Source organism: Amycolatopsis sp. PS_44_ISF1, assembly GCF_032335455.1.
In the GTDB taxonomy this organism is placed as follows: Bacteria; Actinomycetota; Actinomycetes; order Mycobacteriales; family Pseudonocardiaceae; genus Amycolatopsis.
The window spans coordinates 3,361,447-3,380,527 of record NZ_JANUXO010000001.1 but is presented as its reverse complement, the minus strand read 5'-3'; the positions used below and the strand labels follow the sequence as shown (position 1 = coordinate 3,380,527).

Below are 19,081 nucleotides of genomic sequence, written 5' to 3'. Positions count from 1 at the left end.
CGCTCACAAACCCACGGTTGAGCGCCGCGGATCTGTGCTACCTCTGTGCGTCACGACCAGGGCCCCGGGGCCCGGGATCGAGCCCCAGGAACCCACGCGGACGTGGGCCACCGGCCGAGAGGACGTCGATGAGCACCTCCGTGGCGCCACTGGAAATGGTCGACACCGGCCGTTACCCGCTCACCGATCCGGGCAGCCCGGCCTGGCTGGGCACCGTGGCCCGCACGCGCGCGGACCTGGCCGAGACCGGCTGCAGCGTGCTTGCCGACTTCATTCGGCCCAAGCTGCGCGAGGTGCTGCGCGCCGAGTGCGCCGGGCTGCAACCGCACGCCTACACCGAGGTCGAACGGGTCAACGCCTACAACACCGCGATCGACGCGCCGCTGCCCGAGGACCACCCCGGGCGGACGGTGATGGAACGCGGCAACGCCTTCGTCGCGCGTGACCACATCCCCGCGTCATCGATCATCAGCCGGCTCTACACCAGCCCGCTGTTCCAGCGCTTCGTCGCCGACTGCTTCGGCCTGCCGCAGCTGTACGAGCTCGCGGACCCGCTGTCCGGGCTGACGCTCAACGTGATCGCGCCCGGGCGCGCCCATCCCTGGCACTTCGACACCAACTCCTACACCGTGAGCATGCTGACGCAGGACGCGGCCGAGGGCGGGACGTTCGAGTACTGCCCGGCCATCCGGTCCGCCGACGACGAGAACTTCGCCGCCGTCCGGTCGGTGCTGGCGGGCGACGGCGGCTACCCGGTCCGGGGACTGGACCTCCGTCCGGGTGACCTGCAGCTGTTCCAAGGCCGCTTCGCCCTGCACCGGGTCAGTACGGTGAAGGGCACGATCGCGCGGCATTCCGCGATCTTCGCCTACAGCGAGCGTCCGGGAGTCGTCGGCCGCGCGGAACGGACCCGGCAGCTGTTCGGCCGGGTCCTGCCCGTGCACCGGGCCGGGCGCACCGACCGGGGCGACGAACTGCTCGACTAGATCAGGAGCCTGGCCTGTGCCTTTCGACTCGACCGGCAAGATCTCGTTCGACCACATCTACACCGCGCCCGACCCCCGGCCGTTCTACGGCACGCTGCGCCGGGTGGGCTACGAAATCCCGCAACTGGCGAAGCCGTACTTCGAGAAGCTGATCGCCGAACACCACGCCGAACAGCCGACAGTGCTCGACGTCGGCTGTTCGTACGGCGTCAACGCCGCGCTCCGGCGCTGCGACACCACGATGGACGGGCTCTACCGCCACTACACCGACCCGGAAGTGCTGGCGCTGGACCACACGCGACTGGTCGAGGCCGACCGGGCGCGCGTCGGCGGGCCCGGCGGCGCGCGGTTCTACGGGCTCGACGCGTCGGCGCCCGCGCTCGAGTACGCGCTGTCCGCCGGCTTCCTGGACGAGGCGATTCACGCCGACTTCGAGCGCCACGAGCCGGACAGCGCCCAGCGCAAGCTCCTCGACGACGTCGACCTGGTGGTGTCGACCGGCTGCGTCGGCTACGTCACCGAGAAGACGCTGCAGCGGATCGCCCGCGGTTCCCGGCCGTGGATGGCCCACTTCGTGCTGCGGATGTTCTCCTACCAGCCGGTCGCGGACCGCCTGGCCGAGCTGGGTTACGACACGGCGGCCGTCGGCGGGGTGTTCCGGCAGCGGCGGTTCGCCTCGGCCGAGGAGCAGGCGCAGATCCTGGGGACCCTGACCGCCGCGGGCGTCGACCCGGCCGGGCTGGAGTCCGAGGGCTGGCTCTACGCCCGGCTCTACGTTTCCCGTCCCGACGGCGCGGCCGCGGACCTCGCGGCCGCGCTGGAGTCCTCCGAAGAAGAAGGAACACCGTGAGCAGTCCGGAATGGTCCACCCGCACCTTCGGCAACGACGACCGGCTCCCCCGGGTACCCGTGCCCACGCCGTCGGACAGCGGCCGCCGCTTCCTCGAATGGTGCGCGCCGCTGCTGACGCCGGAGGAGCTGGCCGAGACCGAAGCCGCGGTCGCGCAGTTCCTGGCCGGGCCCGGCCGGGAACTGCAGGCCGAGCTGGAGGAGTACGACCGCTCACCCGGGGTGCGGAGCTGGCTCGACACCTTCTGGCCCTACCGCTACCTCGGCCGCCGCGACCGGATCGCGCTCAACGCCAACTTCTTCTTCCTGTTCCAGGATTCCCCGCTGGGCCAGGTGGAGCGCGCGGCGGAACTGACCGCGGCCGCCGTGGACTACAAGCTGCGGGTCGAGGCCGAAGCGCTGCCGCCGGTGCTCGTGCGCGGGGTGCCGCAGTCGATGGTGCAGCACAAGTACCTGTTCTCGGCCACCCGCATCCCGGGCGCGGTGCTGGACTCGGCGCGCACCCCGTACCGCGAAGGCTGGGAAGGGCCTTCGCACGAGCGGCACATCGTCGTGTTCCGGCAGAACACCCCGTTCCGGCTGGAAGTCCTCGACGAGGACGGGCGGCCGTATTCCGCGGAGCAGATCGCGGACAGCCTGCGCACGATGGGTGTCCGGGCCTCGAGCCCCGAAGTGGCCGCCGGGCCCTTCACCACCAAGGCTCGCGCGGAGTGGGCGGCCTCGCGCGCGGCGTTGATCGAGGCCGGGAACGGCGAGGCCCTGGAAACCATCGAGACGGCGTTGTTCTGCCTGTGCCTGGACGATTTCATCCCTTCCACCACGTTGGAAGCGAGTGACCGGCTGCTGCACGGCGACAGCGGCAACCGCTGGTACGACAAGGCCGTGTCGCTGATCGTGTTCGAGGACGGCTCCGCGGGGATCAACGTCGAGCACTGCGAGCTCGACGGCACCACCATTCTCGGCTTCACCGACGCGCTGCTGAACGACGAGCGGGAAACGCGCGAAGCGCCCGAGGGCACCCCGCGCTTCCAGCCGATCGAATTCACCTTCACCGACGAGCTGCGAGAAGACGCGCGCGCAGCGGAGAAGGACTTTCGGGCGTACGCGGACGCCACCGCGACGCAGACGGTGTCGTTCGACTTCGGCGCCAACCGCGCGAAGGAGCTCGGGATGTCGCCGGACGCCTTCGCGCAGATGTCCTACCAGCTCGCGCACCGCCGGGCGAAGGGTCTGACCGGCACCACGTACGAGTCGATCGCCACCCGTCAGTTCCAGAACGGCCGCACCGAGGCGATGCGAGTCGTCACGCCCGAGGTGGTGCACTTCGCCGACGTGCTGACCGACGAGAACGCTTCTGCGGACCAGAAACGCGAGGCTTTCCGCGCCGCGGCCGCGAAGCACGTCGAACGGGCGAAGCAGTGCCAGGCCGGCGACGCGCCGGAGCAGCACCTCTGGGAGCTACAGCTGATCGCGTTGCGCCGCGGGGACACCGAAACCCCGGCGCTCTACACCAGCCCGGGCTGGCTCAAGATGCGCGCGGACTACCTGAGCACCAGCTCGGCGCCCTCGGTCAACATCCAGTACTTCGGCTTCGGCTCGACCAGCCCGCAGTGCATCGGCGTCGCCTACGTGCTCCTGCCGGACCGCTGGAACATCTACCTCAGCACCCCGAAGCACGTCTCGGCGGAGATGTACCGCTTCGCCGAGGAACTGGGCCGCGCGGTGCAAGAGCTGCAGGAGCTGCTTACGTAGAGGGGGCCAGCCGAGGGTCCGGCTCCGGCCCGGGACGCGGGTCTCGCGAGTCCCGGACCGGAGCCGGATCCGGCCGTGAGTTCGACTGTCCACTTGAGACCAGCGCGGCCGACCTCCACCGGCGAGGGTGCTCCGGCGCCACGCGGTAGTCGGCCGCACCGAACGCGAACCGAGGTCATCTCGGCCCGAGCCACCGCCCGCACCGTCCGCGAACCGAGGACAACTCGGCCCGAGACACCGCCCGCACCGTCCGCGAATGGAAGGCATCTCGGCCCAGGCCATCACCCGGACCACCGTCGGCGCGGGGTGGTTGGGCATCGGCGGATGGGGCGAAGGGCCGGTCGTCCAGCTTCCTCCAGGCGCCTACGGCGGTCTGGGGTTGAACTCCGTCGTCATTCGGCGCCGCCGCACAGCAGTCGCAACCGGTGCCGCGGGTGGAAGCGGCCGGTCGCCAGAGGTAGGCCGAACAACGCAAACCAGTTCATGATCGACCGTGCTTGTCGCAAATTTGCGTAAGTCCGTCCGAGTATTGCGAATCCCTGTCCGGAATTCGTATGATCCAGCTCACACCATCCCCATCGGTGCCCATGAGCCCAGGAAAGGTGAGTGCTGCTCCCGTGACTCCCCCAGGTGTCTTCAGCGCGCCCGAAAAACGTCCACCCGCCCCCGGAAAACGCCGGATCGCGGCCCTCGCCAGCGCGGCGCTGGCCGCGGCCGGGCTGACGGCGCTGACTCTCGCCGCCACTCCCGCACCACCCGCGACCGCCGCCGCGAGTGCCGCTTCCGGTTCGGCCCTCGCCGTCGCCGGGCGCGGTGCCACCGTTCCGTTCGTGGAACAGGAGGCCGAAACCGCGGCCACCAACGGCACCGTGATCGGGCCCGACCGCGCGGCGGGCACGCTCGCCGGCGAGGCGTCCGGGCGCAAGGCGGTGACCCTTTCCGGCCAGGGCCAGTACGTCGAGTTCACCCTGAGCGCGCCGTCGAACTCGCTCGACTTCCGCTACAGCCTGCCCGACAACGCGCAGGGCACCGGGATCAACGGCAAGATCGCCGTCTACGTCAACGGCGCCCACAACCGCGACCTCGACCTCACCTCGCGCTACGGGTGGTACTACGGCGGCTACCCGTTCAGCAACGATCCGGGCCAGGGCAAGGCGCACCACTTCTACGACGAGGTCCGCACCCTCTTCCCGGCCGGCTATCCGGCGGGCACGAAGATCCGGATCCAGGTCGACCCCGGCGACGTCACCCCGGTGACCATCGACCTCGCCGACTTCGAACAGGTCACGGCGCCGAAGACGCAGCCGGCGAACTCCCTGTCGGTCACCGCCTACGGCGCCACCGCGAACGACACCAGCGACGACGCGGCCGCCTTCGACGCCACCGTGGCCGCGGCCAAGAGCCAGGGCAAGGAAGTCTGGATCCCGGCCGGGAGGTTCGTGCTGAACCACCACGTGACGGTGGATCAGGTGACCGTGCGCGGCGCCGGGCCGTGGTACGCCGAGTTGCACGGCTCGCGCGCGGGCATCTTCGGCAAGGGCGAACCGGCCAGCTGCGGTACGCCGACCTACCCCGGCAACCCGGCCGTCCCCGGCAGCAGCACCAACGTGAAGCTCTACGACTTCGCCATCATCGGCGAGGTCGACGCGCGAGTGGACTGCGACCAGGCCAACGGCATCGGCGGCGCGCTGGGCGGCGGCTCGGTGGTGCAAGACCTGTGGATCCAGCACACGAAGGTCGGGTTGTGGCTCGACGGGCCGTTCGACGGGCTCACCGTGCGCGACAACCGGATCCTCGACCAGACCGCGGACGGGCTGAACCTGCACCAGGGCATCAGCCACGTGCTGGTGACCGGTAACTTCCTGCGCAACACCGGCGACGACGGGCTGGCCATGTGGGCCGAGCACGACGCCGACCACGACAACACCTTCTCGTTCAACACCGTGCTGCTGCCGATCCTGGCCAACAACATCGCGGTCTACGGCGGCCACGACAACACCGTCTCCGACAACGTGGTGGCCGACAACCAGGACCAGGGTGGCGGCATCCACGTGGCCAACCGGTTCAGCGCCGTGCCGCTCTCGGGCACCACCACGGTCACGCGCAACACCGCGCTGCGCACCGGCGTGCTCGACTCCAACTGGCAGTTCGGCGTCGGCGCGCTGTGGTTCGACGGCCGCGACTCGGCCATCACCGGCCGGATCGACGTGGTCGACAACGATCTGCTGGACAACAACTACGAGGGCATCCAGTTCATCGACAGTGCGACCAGCGACGTCCACTTCGACGGTGTGCGGATCACCGGCGCGGGCACCTTCGCCTGGCAGTTGCAGTCGAAGCCGACCGGCACGGTGAAGAACGTCGTGGCCACGAAGATCGGCCGCGCAGGCATCTACAACTGCATGGGCCCGGACGCGTTGACCGGCCTCGCCGACCAGGGCGGCAACTCCGGCTGGACCACGACGTTCTGCGGATCCTGGCCGACACCGGTGTACGACGGCGACAGCGGCGGCACCACGGCACCCACCACGCCACCCACCACGCCGCCGCCCACCACGCCGACGACACCCACTCAGCCGCCGACCGGCAACCTCGCGCTGCACCAGGCCACCAGCGCGAGCGGCTCGCAGGCCGGTTTCCCGCCGGGCAACGCGGTGGACGGCAGCGCGGGGACCTACTGGGAGAGCGCCAACAACGCCTTCCCCCAGACCATCACCGTGGACCTGGGCCGCTCCGTGTCGGTCGGACGGCTGGTGCTGAAGCTGCCACCGTCGAACGACTGGGGCACCCGGACCCAGACGCTCGCCGTCTCCGGCAGCACGGACAACTCCGGTTACACCACGGTGAAGCCGTCGGCGGGCTACACGTTCAACCCCGGCAGCGGTAACACCGCCACCGTCACCTTCAGCGCCGCGACCACGCGTTACCTGCGGCTCACCTTCACCGGCAACACCGGCTGGCCCGCCGGGCAGCTCTCCGAGCTCGAGGCCTACGCGTCCTGACCGCCAACCCCAGAAAGGTGCGTGTCCCCACGATGTCCCCCACCTCATCCCGGCCCCGCGGCCGGGCGGCGCTGCTCGCCGCGGCGCTGGCCTCGTCCGGACTGGCCGTGCTCGCGGCCGGCTCGGCGAGCCCGGCCGCCGCGGCGACCTGCCCGGCCACCGCCTCCGGCGGAGCCACGACCGCGTTCCGCACCGTCGAAGCCGAATGCTCGGCGACCACCGGTTCCCCGGTCGGCCCCGACTACACCCAGGCCAGCCTGGCTTCGGAGGCCTCCGGGCGCCAGGCCGTGAAACTGGGCCAGGGCCAGTACGTCGAGTTCACCCTGCCCGCCGCGGCCAACTCCGTCAACGTGCACTACAACCTGCCCGACGGCAGTTCCGGCCGGATCTCGGTGTACGTCGGCGGCTCGAAGCTCGGCAGCGGGCTTTCCGTCACCTCGCAGTACTCCTACACCGACACGCCCGGTATCCCGGGTGCGAAGACGCACCACTTCTTCGACGACGCGCGGCTGCTGTTCGGCCAGAACGCCGCCGCCGGGACGAAGGTCAAGGTGCAGCTGGACGCCGGCGATGTCGGCCAGGCCACCATCGACCTGGCCGATTTCGAACAGGTCGCCGGACCGGGGGCCAAACCCGCGAACGCGCTTTCGGTGACCGACTACGGCGCCACGGCCGGTGACTCCTCCGACGACACCCAGGCGTTCCGCAACGGCCTCTCCGCCGCCCGGTCGCAGGGCAAGGAGCTGTGGGTGCCGGCCGGCCGGTTCGAGATCGGCTCGGCCCTGCAGATCGACCAGACCACCGTCCGCGGCGCCGGGGCGTGGCACACCGTGCTGCACGGCAACAACATCTTCAACAACGGCAGCGCGTCGGGCAACATCAAGCTGTACGACTTCGCCGTGTTCGGCTCGGTGTCCGAGCGCAACGACAGCAGCCCGGACAACGCCTTCCACGGCGTGCTCGGGGCCGGCTCGACGGTGTCCGGGCTGTGGATCCAGGACACCAAGTGCGGGCTGTGGCTGATGAACGGCGCGTCCTCGAACCTGACCATCGAGAACAACCGCATCCTCGATACCCAGGCCGACGGGATCAACTTCGACGGCGCCGTGACCAATTCCTCGGTGCGTGGCAACTACCTGCGCAACAACGGCGACGACGGCCTCGCGCTGTGGTCCAACGGGCAGGCCGACTCCGGCAACGCGCTGACCAACAACACCGTGGTGCAGCCGAACCTGGCCAACGGCATCGCCCTGTACGGCGGCTCGGGCAACACCGTGAGCGGCAACCTGGTGCAGGACACCAACGCCCTCGGCGGTGGCTACCTGGTGGCCAACCGGTTCAGCTCGGTCCCGCTTTCGGGCACCGTCACGCTGTCGGACAACACCGCGCTGCGGGCCGGGGCCCTCGACCCGAACTGGCAGTTCGGCGTCGGGGCGCTGTGGTTCGACGCGCGGGACCAGGCGATCACCGGCGTGACGATCAAGGTGAACGGCTTCACCGCGATCGACAGCCCGTACGAGGCGATCCAGTTCATCGACGGCAACGGCGCCGGCAAGGTGGTCAGCGGCATCACCATCACCGGCGTGACGGTGCGCGGCGCGGGCACGTTCGTGGCGCAGTCGCAGACGCAGGGCAGCGTTTCGATCAGCAACCTGACCGCATCCGGGGTCGGCGTGACCGGCACCTACAACTGCCCGTACCCGTCCTCGATTCCGCCGATGACCTTCAGCGGCTCGGGCAACACCGGCTGGACCGGCACCTGGGCCGACTGCTCCTCCTGGCCCGCGCCGAACTCCGGCCCGCCCCAGCCCCCGCAGCCGGGCGCGAACATCGCGCGCGGCAAGGCGATCAGCGCTTCGGGCTCGGTCGGCGGCTACTCGCCGTCGAACGCGGTGGACGGCAACGCGGGCACGTACTGGGAGAGCGCCAACAATGCGTTCCCCCAGACCTTGACCGTGGACCTCGGCCCGGCCGCGGCGATCGACAAGGTGACCCTGAAGCTCCCTCCGTCGAGCGACTGGGCCACCCGCACCGAAACGCTCACCGTCTCCGCGAGCACGGACGGCGGCTCGTGGACGACCCTGGTGCCCTCGCGGGGCTGGACCTTCGACCCGGCTTCGGGCAACACGGCGTCGGCCGGCTTCGGGGCGACGACCCAGCGATTCGTGCGGCTGACCGTCACCGGCAACACCGGCTGGCCGGCCGGGCAGGTCTCCGAACTGGAGGTGGCGGCCGCCTGAGCACGGAAGCCTCCCTGCCCCAGCCGTGGCGCGGGCAGGGAGGCCGGCCGGCGGTCGGGGCATTTCCCGCACAGCCACGGCGAAATCCATGCTCATCCACCACAGGACGCGAAGCCAGCCGACCATCGGAACACCTCCGCTCTTCGGAACCACCGGTGCGCCCGGCCGAGCGGCGCACCACGACCCTATCGCGAAATCGAATGTATGTTCGTAACTCGATTGGGCGAAGATAACCGCTCGGATCGAGCGTCGCGCCACCGTCGGGCGCCTTGATCGATTTCGGGTCCGTCGCACTCTTGCGCTCGATTGCAGTAAAATTGCAGCTATGACGCGTCGACTTGCCGAAGTGGCCCACCAAGTGGGGGTCAGCGAAGCCACGGTCAGCCGGGTGCTCAACGGCCGGTCCGGGGTTTCCGCGAGCACCCGGGCCGCCGTTCTCACCGCGCTGGACGTGATGGGCTACGAGCGGCCCACCCAGCTACGCGGGGAGCGGGCCCGCCTGGTCGGGCTGGTGCTGCCCGAGCTGCAGAACCCGATCTTCCCCGCGCTCGCCGAGATCATGGGCAACGCGCTGGCCCAGCAGGGGTTCACGCCGGTTCTGTGCACGCGCACCGCCGGCGGGGTGTCCGAAGCGGAGTACGTGGAGTTGCTGCTCCAGCAGCAGGTGTCCGGGGTGGTGTTCGCCGGCGGGTTGTTCGCCCAGGCCGACGCCGTGCACACGCACTACCACCACCTGGTCGAGCGCCGGCTGCCCACGGTGCTGATCAACGCCGCGGTCGACCACCTCGGGCTGCCGCAGGTCTCCTGCGACGACGCGGTGGCCGTCGAACAGGTCGTCGGGCACCTCAGCTCGCTCGGGCACGAGAAGATCGGCCTGGTCCTCGGGCCGACCGACCACGTGCCTTCGCAGCGCAAGCTCGAAGCGTTCCGCGCCTACGCCGGGAAGCTCGGCCTGCCCGTGCTCGACGAGCTGGTGCAGCACGGGATGTTCTCCATCGAAGGCGGGCACGCGGCGGCCGCGCGCCTCTACCCGCGCGGGGCCACCGCGGTGCTGTGCGCCAGCGACCTGCTCGCGCTCGGCGCCATCCGCGCCGCCCGGCGGCAGGGCTTGTTGGTACCGGACGACGTCTCGGTGGTCGGGTACGACGACTCGGCGCTGATGAACTGCACCGACCCCCCGCTCACCACCACCCGCCAGCCGATCGAGGCGATGGGCCGCGCGGTGGTGGAAATGCTGGTCAAGCGCATCAACGGGGGCGAGGTGGCGGCCGAGGAGCTGCTGTTCGCACCCGAGCTGGTGGTCCGGGGATCGACCGCCCGGTACACCGCGCACCCGGCGTAGCCGATCTCGTGCCAGCCAGGCCCCCTCATCGACCGCGTCGACGAGGGGGCCTTGAGCTGCGTCCACGAGCCGGACGAAATCGCCTCCTGTTCGTAACTTGCAACTTCTCGTCGTCTTATTGCGAGATTCTGGTCTGACACTTTAGAGTGACCGCCATCACGGCACCGTCGTCGCGACCCGCGAGAAGAGGCTTGAGATGAGCAGTCCCTGGTCCCGAGCGCCCAGATCCCGCCGCACTCCCAGCACCGTGCTCGCCCTGTTCACCGCGGGCGGCCTGGCCCTGAGCCTGGCCGCCTGCGGCAGCGGGACGGACGACGGCGCCGCGGGCGGGAAGGTCCAGATCACCGTGACCGGCCAGCCACCGCAGACCCAGCCGTTCGAGCGCAAGGTGTTCGACGCCGACGTGGCCGAGTTCGAAGCCTCCCACCCGAACATCGACATCGTCCCCCACGAGGGGTTCATGGACCCCAAGACGTTCTCGGCCAAGCTGGCCGGCGGTCAGCTCGAGGACGTCTACTACGTCTACTTCACCGACCCGGCGCAGATCATCGCCCGGCATCAGGCCGCCGACCTCACGCAAGCGGCCAAGAACGTCCCGCACATCAACGACATCCAGCCGCAACTGCTGGACAACTTCCGGGACGCGAGCGGCAAGCTCTACGGTCTGCCGACCGCGAACTACACCATGGGGCTGGTCTATAACCGGCAGCTCTTCCGGCGGGCCGGACTCGATCCGGACCGTCCGCCGACGACGTGGGACGAGGTCCGCGCCGACGCGAAGAAGATCTCGGCCCTGGGCAACGGCATCGTGGGCTACGCCGACTACAGCAAGAACAACCAGGGCGGCTGGCACCTGACCGGCTGGATGTACTCGATGGGCGGGGACATCGCCCGCAAGGACGGGGACAAGTGGGTCGCCGACTTCGACAACGCCAAGGCCCGCGCCGCGCTGAACTACCTGCACGAGATGCGCTGGGACGACGACTCCATGGGCAGCAAGCAACTGCTGCAGGACGTGGACGTGCAGCGGATGATGGGCGCCGGCCAGCTCGGCATGTACATGGCCGCCCCGGACAACGTGCCGGTACTGGTCAAGCAGTTCAACGGCCAGTACGAGGACTACGGGATCGCCGGCCTGCCCGGCGGGCAGGGCACCCTGCTCGGCGGTGAGGGCTACATGGTCAACCCGAAGGCGTCGGCCGCGAAGATCAAGGCCGGGCTCGAGTGGGTCCAGTGGAAGTACCTCAACCCGGACCGGTTCGACCGGCACGTCAAGCAGTACGCCGACGGCCGGCAGCCCGTGGGGCTGCCCACCGAGCCGACCCCGGACGTCTGGCAGGGCGCGGTGCGAGACCAGCAGCTGGCCGTGAAGAAGAAGTACGCGAACGTGCCGGCGCAGAACTACCAGGCCTACGTCGACACCGCGAACCGCATCAAGGGCAGCATCGAGCCGCCGAACGCGCAGCAGATCTACGCGGCCCTCGACAGCGTGATGCAGGCGGTGCTGACCGACCGCAACGCCGACGTGAACCAGTTGCTCTCCGCCGCGACGTCCAAGGTCGACAGTGCCCTCGCCCAGGTCCGCTGACGTGCTCGACCGGCCCGCGGTCACCCCGCGGCCCGGTCGGGCCGCCGCCACGGCGGCCGAACGGCGCCGGGCGCGGCTGCGGCGGCGGATCAGGGAGAACACCACCGCGTACGGACTGCTGTGCGCCGCCGTCCTGGTGTTCGCGATGTTCTCCTGGTACCCCATCGTGCGCGGGGTGCTGCTGAGCTTCCAGCAGGTGGACTTCGTGAACCCGCCGACCTGGGTCGGCTTCGGCAACTTCACCCGGTTGTTCGAAGACCCGCTGTTCGGCGTGGCCTGGCGCAACACGCTGCTGTTCACCGGCTTCGCGCTGGTGTTCGGCTTCGCCGTGCCGTTCCTGACCGCGGTGCTGCTGAACGAGATCCGGCACGCGCGGGCGTACTTCCGCCTGGCCGTGTACCTGCCGGTGATGCTGCCGCCGGTGGTCACCGCGCTGATGTGGAAGTGGTTCTACGACCCGGGTCCCGGCCTGTTCAACTCGGCGCTGACCGCGGTCGGCCTGCCCGGCGCGCAGTGGCTCGACTCCAGCACCACGGCCATGCTTTCGCTGGTGTTCGTGTCCACCTGGGCGAACATGGGCAGCACCACGCTGATCTACCTGGCCGCGTTGCAGACCATCCCCGGTGAGCTGTACGAAGCCGCGGAGCTCGACGGCGCGGGCCTGTGGCGGCGGCTGCGGCACGTCACCTTCCCGCAGACGCGGTTCGTGCTGCTGGTGCTCCTGCTGCTCCAGGTCGTCGCGACCATGCAGGTGTTCACCGAACCGTACGTGATGACCGGCGGCGGCCCGGACGATTCGACCGTGACCGTGCTCCTGCTGCTGTACCGGTACGCGTTCGTCTACAACGACTTCGGCTCGGCCAGCGCGATGAGCCTGCTGCTGTTCGTGGCCCTCGGCGTTTTCTCGGCGATGTACGTGCGGCTGACCCGGCGCGTGGACGCTTAGGAGGTTCTGATGACGACAGCCCTGCCCCAGAAGAAGAAACGCGCCGACGAGCCGTCCGGGCGCACGCTGGTCTCGCCGTCGCAGCTGCGCACGCGCGGTGGCCGGGCGCTGTACGCGATCGTGTTCGTCGGCACTTTCGTGGCGTTCACCATCGCGTTCCTGTTCCCGCTGTACTGGGCGGTGACCGGCGCGATGAAAACCCCGGCGGAGCTGGCGGCCACTCCCGCGACGCTGGTGCCGCACGACTGGCACCCGGAGTCGTTCGCCGCGGCCTGGGCCCAGTTGAACCTCGGGAAGTACTTCCTGAACACCGTGATCGTGGCCGGCGGCGCCTGGCTGGTGCAGCTCGCGGTGGACGTGCCGGCGGCGTTCGCGCTGTCGAAGCTGCGGCCGAAGTTCGGCAACCTCGTGCTCGGGCTGATGCTGGTCACGCTGATGCTGCCGGCCGCGGCCCTGCTGGTGCCGACCTACGTGACCGTGACCGACCTGCCGCTGCTGCACCTCAACCTGATCGACTCCCCCGCCGCGATCTGGCTGCCTGCGGCGGCCAACGCGTTCAACATCTACCTGCTCAAACGGTTCTTCGACCAGATCCCGGACGAGCTGGTCGAGGCCGCGCGCCTCGACGGGGCCGGTCCGATCCGCACGCTGTGGCGGATCATCCTGCCGATCTCCCGGCCGATCCTCGCGGTGGTGTCGATCCTGACCATCGTCGCCGCGTGGAAGGACTTCATCTGGCCGCTGCTGGTGTTCCCGGACACCGGCAAGCAGACGCTGAGCGTGATGCTCCAGCGCGTGGCCACCGACCTGCCGCTGAACCTGCTCGTCGCGGGCATGGTGCTGGCGAGCGTACCGATGATCGCGCTGTTCCTCGTGTTCCAGCGGCAGATCTTCGCCGGGCTGACCGCCGGTTCGATCAAGGGCTGAAGGTCTCTGACCACGACAAGGGAGGGGTAACGCAGTGACCGCTTCGGGGCAACTGGCCACCACCGAGGACTCGGCCTGGTGGCGCAGCGCGGCGATCTACCAGGTCTACATCCGCAGCTTCGCGGACGGCAACGGCGACGGGGTGGGCGACCTGGCCGGGGTGCGGTCCAGATTGGACTACCTCGCCGAGCTCGGCGTGGACGCGATCTGGTTCACCCCCTGGTACCCGTCGCCGATGGACGACGGCGGCTACGACGTCGCCGACTTCCGCGACATCGAGCCGCTGTTCGGCACGCTGGACGAGGCCGGGCAACTGCTCACCGAAGCCCACGAACGGGGCATCCGGGTGATCATCGACATCGTGCCGAACCACTGCTCGGACGAGCACCGGTGGTTCCAGGAAGCGCTGGCCGCGGGACCGGGATCGATGGAACGGCAGCGGTTCTGGTTCCGTCCCGGCCGCGGCCCGGACGGAGCGCAGCCGCCGAACAACTGGAAGTCGCGCTTCGGCGGGCCCGCCTGGACCCGCGTGACCGAGGCCGACGGCACCCCCGGCGAGTGGTACCTGCACCTGTACAGCTCGCGTCAGCCGGACTTCAACTGGGACAACCAGGACATCCGCGCGGAGTTCGAGGACGTGCTGCGGTTCTGGTTCGACCGCGGGGTGGACGGGTTCCGCATCGACGTCGCCGACGGCCTGGTCAAGGACCCGGCGCTGCCCGACGTCGAGGACGGCGACGAGACGCCGTTCTCCGACCAGGAGGGGCTGCACGAGATCTACCGCTCCTGGCGCAAGATCTCCGACAGCTACCCGGGCGAGAAGATCCTGGTCGGCGAGATGTGGCTGCCCGAGATGTCGCGCGCGGCCCGGTACCTGCGCCGCGACGAGCTGCATTCGGCGTTCAACTTCGACTTCCTGACCTGCCCGTGGGACCCCGGCCGCTTGCGTGACGTCGTCTCGCGCACCCTGCGCGCGCACGAGGAGGTGGGCGCCCCGGCGGCGTGGGTGCTGTCGAACCACGACGTCACCCGGCACGTCACGCGGTACGGACGCGCGGGCGACACGGGTTTCGCCTTCGCCGACCGTCTACACGGGACACCGGTCGACCGCGGGCTCGGCACCCGCCGAGCCCGCGCGGCCGCGTTGCTCACGCTTTCACTGCCCGGCGGGCTGTACGTCTACCAGGGTGAGGAGCTGGGCCTGTGGGAGGTCGAAGACCTTCCGCCCGGCCTGCGCCAGGACCCGGTCTGGGCCCGGACCCAGGGCGCCGACCCGGGCCGGGACGGCTGCCGGGTGCCGATCCCGTGGTCCGGCGAGGCCGCCCCGTTCGGCTTCGGCACGGGTGAGTCGTGGCTTCCCCAGCCGGCGGAGTGGGCTTCGTACACAGCGGAAGCCGAGGCCGGCGACCCGGACTCGATGCTGTCGCTCTACCGCCGCGGCCTCGCCCTGCGGCCGGCCCTCGGCGAGCCAGCGGTGACGTGGCTCGACGCGGGACCGGAGGTGCTGGCCTTCTCACGGGCGCCGGGTTTCGTGTTCCTGCTGAACTTCTCGGCGGCTCCGGTGCCCCTGCCCGAGCACACGGGAATCCTGCTCGCCAGCGGCCCCTTGACCGGGGGACGGCTGCCGACGGACACGGCGGTTTGGCTGCGTTCCTGAGCCTCGGCCCCGCTCCGGTGTTCCGGGGCGGGGCCAGCCCGTGGAGGACCGCGCATGTGCGGCTGCGGTTATGGACCCAGGACGGCAACTCCGGGCAGCTCCTAGCCCGTGTCTGACAAATGATTCGTCTGACGGCTGTGATGCTGCCAGGCGTGTCGAGATTCCGGTTGCTCTCGCATGCTCAGTGGGTGTTGATCGAGGACCTGCTGCCAGCTCGCGCCGGTAAGCGTGGCCGTCCGTTCTCCCCCGCCCGGGCGATGGTCGAAGGAATCATCTACCGCTATCGGTGCGGGCTGACGTGGCAGGATGTGCCTGCGGTGTTCGTTCCGTGGCAGACGATCTGGACCTGGCACCGCCGTATGGCCGGCGACGGAACCTGGGACACCGTGCTGCAGCGCCTGCTCGCCGAAGCCGACGCGGCCGGCTTGGTGGATCGCGCGGGCGCATCAGCACGCCACCACCATCACCCGCCCCACCGGGGGCTGGGTCGAACTACACGGATCTACGCGCCGAGCCGCCTGACCACGCGATCGGCCGCTCCCGCGGCGGCTGGAGCACCACAGTGCACCACCTCGTCGACGGGAACGCCCGGCCGCTGGTGACGTCGGCCGGTCCCGGCCAGGCAGGGGACTCCCCGATGTTTCCGCACTTGATGCGGCACCTGGCGATCCGTCGGGGCGGGCGTGGCCGAGCCCGGACCCGGCCTGAGCGTGTCCGTGGTGACAAGGCCTGCTCCCCGCGGGCGATCCGCGGGTATCTGCGTGACCGCGGGATCGTCGCGGTGATCCCCGAGCCAGCTGATCAGGTCGGGCACCGCACACGCCACGGTTCCCGCGGCGGACGACCGCCCGCCTTCGATCCGGTCGACTACCGCGGCCGCAACGTCGTCGAACGCCGCTTCAACCTACTCAAGCAGTGGCGGGGACTGGCCACTCGCTAGGACAAGTCGGCCACCATCTACCGATCAGCAGTCGTCCTTCACGGCCGTGATCACCTGGACCAAAGCATTGTCAGACACGCCTTAGCCCGTGGGCGTGCCGACCTGGTCACGCTCCAACGCCCCGCGTAGCAACGAGAAGATCTGCGCCCCGGCCTCCACCTGCGCCGGGTCCAGCACACCTTCGAGCAGTTCGGTCAGCCGTCCGGCGAAGGTCTGCTCAGCCGCGTCGACCAGGTTCACGCCCTCGCCGGTCAAGACCAGCAGCGACGAACGGCGGTCGGCCGGGTTCGGCTGCCGGGCGACCCAGCCGCACCGCTCCAGGCGGTCGATCCCCTTGCTGGTCGAGCCGATCCCGATGGCGAACTCGGCCGCGAGGTCGGCCACCCGCGCCCCGGGGTGCTCCCGCAGGTAGTGCAGGAACTCGTACTGCGACGTGACGATTCCGTGCCGCTCGCGCAGCCGGTCGTTGAGCGCGTTGTACAGCCGCGTCTCGCAGCGGACCAGGTCGGCGAACCAGGACTGAGGGTGGAAAGTAGATGCCACGGCATATACTGTACTGGCATCTACTTGCGGAAGGAACACCGATGAGCAAAGAGCAGCGCGCGAAGATCGCCGAGATGCTGCGCCGGCCGAACACCATGAACCAGGAGTCGGTCGAGGAGTTCCGCGCGGGGTTCGCGGAGCTGATGGCCTCGATGCTCGTGCCGGAGGGGATCCGGACCACGGAGGCGACCCTGGGTGACCGCCGGGCCGTGCTGGTCGAGCCGGCCGCGCCGCCGCGGGCCGGGACGATCCTGTACTTCCACGGCGGCTCCTTCGTCGTCGGCTCGCCCGAGACCGCGATGTCGCTGACCGGGAACCTGGTGGCCCGGACCGGCTTCCGGGCGTTTTCGCTGGACTACCGGCTCGCTCCCGAGCACCCGTTCCCGGCCGGGATCGAGGACTGCGTGGCCGCCTACCGGGCCCTGCTCGAAAGCGGCGAGGACCCTTCGGCCATCGCGTTCGCCGGGGATTCCGCCGGCGGCGGGCTGTCGGTCACGACCTGCCTCGCGGCTCGCGCGGCGGGATTGCCGCTGCCCGCGGCGATCGTGGCCTTCTCCCCCGGGCTCGACGCCACCCGGAGCGGCGAGAGCTTCGAGACCAAGGACGGGATCGACCCGATCCTCACGCGCGAGGGCCTGAAGCCGACCGGCGAGATGTACTTCGGGGGCCAAGACCCGCTCCAGGAGCTGCTCAGCCCCGTTCTCGTCGCCGACCTGACCGGATTTCCGCCGATGCTGCTGCAGGTGGGCACCGACGAGATCCTCCTGGACGACTCCACTCGCCTGGCCGCCCGCGCCCGGGACGCCGAGGTGGACGTGATCCTGGACGTCGTCGCCGGCGTGCCGCACGTGTTCCAGTCGTTCGCCGGTGTGCTCGACGAAGCCGACGAAGCGCTCGACCGCGCGGCGCTCTTCCTCGGCCAGCGGCTCAAGCGGTGAGCTTCAGGATGTCCACGCCACGCGTGTGGTCCGCCACGTACACGTATCCGTCGTGCCAGTACGGGGCCCACGAGCTGGCGTCGGCCGGGCGGAAGTAGGCGATCTGGCGCGGGGCGGTCGGATCGCTGACGTCCAGGAACCGGGTGCCCTGCGCGTAGAACGACTGCACCAGCACGTGCCCGCGCAGGTCGAAGTAGTGGGCGGAGCAGTCGTCGGAGGCGGGGTCGCTGCCTTCCTGGCCTTCGACGCTCCAGGTGCCGATGCTCTGCAGCCGGAACGGCGCCGACGGGGTCGAGCGCCAGCCCTCGCCGTGGTAGGAGCCGACCAGCGACGAGATGGTCAGGACGCCGTCGCCCGCGCAGCCGTCCACGAAGTTCTCCTCCGTGGCGTACAGCAGGTCGTGGCCGCGCCAGGCTCCGTCCGCGCCGGGGCCGACCGGGTGGAAGCTGTTGTGCATGAACCGCGAGGGCGCGGCGGTCTCGGCCACCCCACCGCCGGCGTAGGGCACCGGGGCGTCGGCCGTGGCGCGGCGGAAGCGGCCCTGCACCGGGTCGCGGTGCAGGCCGGAGGTCCAGTAGCCGCGCACGCCGCCGCGCCCGGAAACCCAGGCGACACCGGCGGCGTCCACCTGCACGTCGTGCACGTAGTCGGTCTTGCCGTCGTTGCGGGCCAGCTCGATCGGGTCCGGGTGGACCTTCGGATGGCGCGGGTCGCGGACGTCGGTGACCCACACCGGGCGGCCGCCCCAGTCGGCGGGCTGGTCGTCGGCCTTGGCGGGCCCGCCGGTCCACAGGTAGCGGCAGTCGTCGACGCAGCTGGTGGTGTGCCCGGCCGGCACGCGGACGTAGCTCAGGATCTTCGGTGACTCCGGCCGCGAAACGTCGACGACGTAGATCCCGGACTCGCCGTTGTGCGTGTTCCCGTCGAAGGCGCGCGGGTCGCGGGAGAGGAAGACCAGCTTGCGCCGGGCGTCCACCTCGGTGTCCTCGGTCTCCCACAGGTCCGGCAGGCTGACCTGCCCGATCGCCTTCGGCGCGGCCGGGTTCCCGGTCAGGTCGTAGACCTTGAGACCGAACTCGCCGGACACCACCATCACGTCGCGTCGGCCGTACTGCAGGAAGTTCGCCGAGATGGCCCCTTGCGCGTCGGGCACGTTCCCGACCGCGCGAACCCCCTTCACCGCTCCCGGATCACCGGCGGTGTGCCTGACCGGCGCCGCCGGCTTGTCGTCCTCACCGCAGGCCCCGGCGGGCAGGCCGGTGGCGACCAGCGTCGCGACCACCGTCGTCAGAGCCACCACCGGGCGGAGCCACCAGCGACGCACGCGCATACCTCCCAGAACGCCCAGCCGGACGATTGAACCGTAAGACG

At 70.1% G+C, this 19,081-nt stretch carries 15 protein-coding genes; 13 read left to right on the top strand and 2 right to left on the bottom strand.

The features are described 5' to 3' along the window. The first annotated feature begins 128 nt into the window (after positions 1–128). The 12 genes from NYF13_RS15070 to NYF13_RS36715 all read left to right on the top strand — a co-directional run bounded on the left by NYF13_RS15070 (position 129) and on the right by NYF13_RS36715 (position 16,229). Positions 129–986: an arpA protein gene (locus tag NYF13_RS15070; RefSeq protein WP_315657094.1), complete on the top strand. Its 858-nt coding sequence runs from the start codon at positions 129–131 to the stop codon at positions 984–986. A 16-nt stretch (positions 987–1,002) separates the two neighbouring features. Beyond that, positions 1,003–1,836 (top strand): class I SAM-dependent methyltransferase, encoded by an 834-nt coding sequence (locus NYF13_RS15065; RefSeq protein ID WP_315657093.1) that lies wholly within the window; start codon positions 1,003–1,005, stop codon positions 1,834–1,836. Continuing rightward, positions 1,833–3,587, top strand: a complete 1,755-nt coding sequence (locus tag NYF13_RS15060; protein ID WP_315657092.1) for a choline/carnitine O-acyltransferase — start codon at positions 1,833–1,835, stop codon at positions 3,585–3,587. The genes NYF13_RS15065 and NYF13_RS15060 overlap by 4 nt, the downstream gene beginning before the upstream one ends. 617 nt (positions 3,588–4,204) lie before the next feature. Next, positions 4,205–6,589: a discoidin domain-containing protein gene (locus tag NYF13_RS15055; RefSeq protein ID WP_396287195.1), complete on the top strand. Its 2,385-nt coding sequence runs from the start codon at positions 4,205–4,207 to the stop codon at positions 6,587–6,589. A gap of 32 nt (positions 6,590–6,621) precedes the next feature. Next, positions 6,622–8,829, top strand: a complete 2,208-nt coding sequence (locus NYF13_RS15050; protein ID WP_315657091.1) for a discoidin domain-containing protein — start codon at positions 6,622–6,624, stop codon at positions 8,827–8,829. A 325-nt stretch (positions 8,830–9,154) separates the two neighbouring features. Then, a complete protein-coding gene (locus NYF13_RS15045) occupies positions 9,155–10,171 on the top strand; it encodes a LacI family DNA-binding transcriptional regulator (RefSeq protein WP_396287193.1) in 1,017 nt (338 codons plus the stop codon). Between the two features lie 196 nt (positions 10,172–10,367). Next, positions 10,368–11,759 (top strand): extracellular solute-binding protein, encoded by a 1,392-nt coding sequence (locus tag NYF13_RS15040; RefSeq protein WP_315657089.1) that lies wholly within the window; start codon positions 10,368–10,370, stop codon positions 11,757–11,759. After that, entirely contained in the window at positions 11,737–12,705 is a 969-nt protein-coding gene (locus NYF13_RS15035; RefSeq protein ID WP_315657087.1) for a sugar ABC transporter permease, read from the top strand. Before NYF13_RS15040 ends, NYF13_RS15035 begins: the two co-directional genes overlap by 23 nt. Before the next feature lie 9 nt (positions 12,706–12,714). After that, positions 12,715–13,632: a carbohydrate ABC transporter permease gene (locus NYF13_RS15030; RefSeq protein WP_315657085.1), complete on the top strand. Its 918-nt coding sequence runs from the start codon at positions 12,715–12,717 to the stop codon at positions 13,630–13,632. A gap of 34 nt (positions 13,633–13,666) precedes the next feature. Beyond that, a complete protein-coding gene (locus NYF13_RS15025; RefSeq protein ID WP_315657084.1) occupies positions 13,667–15,289 on the top strand; it encodes an alpha-amylase family glycosyl hydrolase in 1,623 nt (540 codons plus the stop codon). 119 nt (positions 15,290–15,408) lie between these two features. Further along, entirely contained in the window at positions 15,409–15,891 is a 483-nt protein-coding gene (locus tag NYF13_RS15020) for a transposase (protein WP_315657083.1), read from the top strand. Next, positions 15,852–16,229 carry a transposase gene (locus tag NYF13_RS36715; RefSeq protein WP_396287190.1) on the top strand — a complete coding sequence of 126 codons (378 nt, stop codon included), beginning with the start codon at positions 15,852–15,854 and terminating at the stop codon, positions 16,227–16,229. Before NYF13_RS15020 ends, NYF13_RS36715 begins: the two co-directional genes overlap by 40 nt. A gap of 81 nt (positions 16,230–16,310) precedes the next feature. Here the strand turns inward: NYF13_RS36715 and NYF13_RS15015 are convergent, their stop codons facing one another. Then, on the bottom strand, positions 16,311–16,772 hold the full coding sequence (locus tag NYF13_RS15015) for a MarR family transcriptional regulator (RefSeq protein ID WP_315657082.1): 462 nt from the start codon (positions 16,770–16,772) through the stop codon (positions 16,311–16,313). 41 nt (positions 16,773–16,813) lie between these two features. On the opposite strand from NYF13_RS15015, the gene NYF13_RS15010 reads away from it, so the two are divergent. Continuing rightward, on the top strand, positions 16,814–17,710 hold the full coding sequence (locus NYF13_RS15010; protein ID WP_315657081.1) for an alpha/beta hydrolase: 897 nt from the start codon (positions 16,814–16,816) through the stop codon (positions 17,708–17,710). Here NYF13_RS15010 and NYF13_RS15005 read toward each other — a convergent pair. Further along, positions 17,700–19,034, bottom strand: a complete 1,335-nt coding sequence (locus NYF13_RS15005; RefSeq protein ID WP_315657080.1) for a hypothetical protein — start codon at positions 19,032–19,034, stop codon at positions 17,700–17,702. The genes NYF13_RS15010 and NYF13_RS15005 overlap by 11 nt on opposite strands. Positions 19,035–19,081 lie beyond the last annotated feature (47 nt).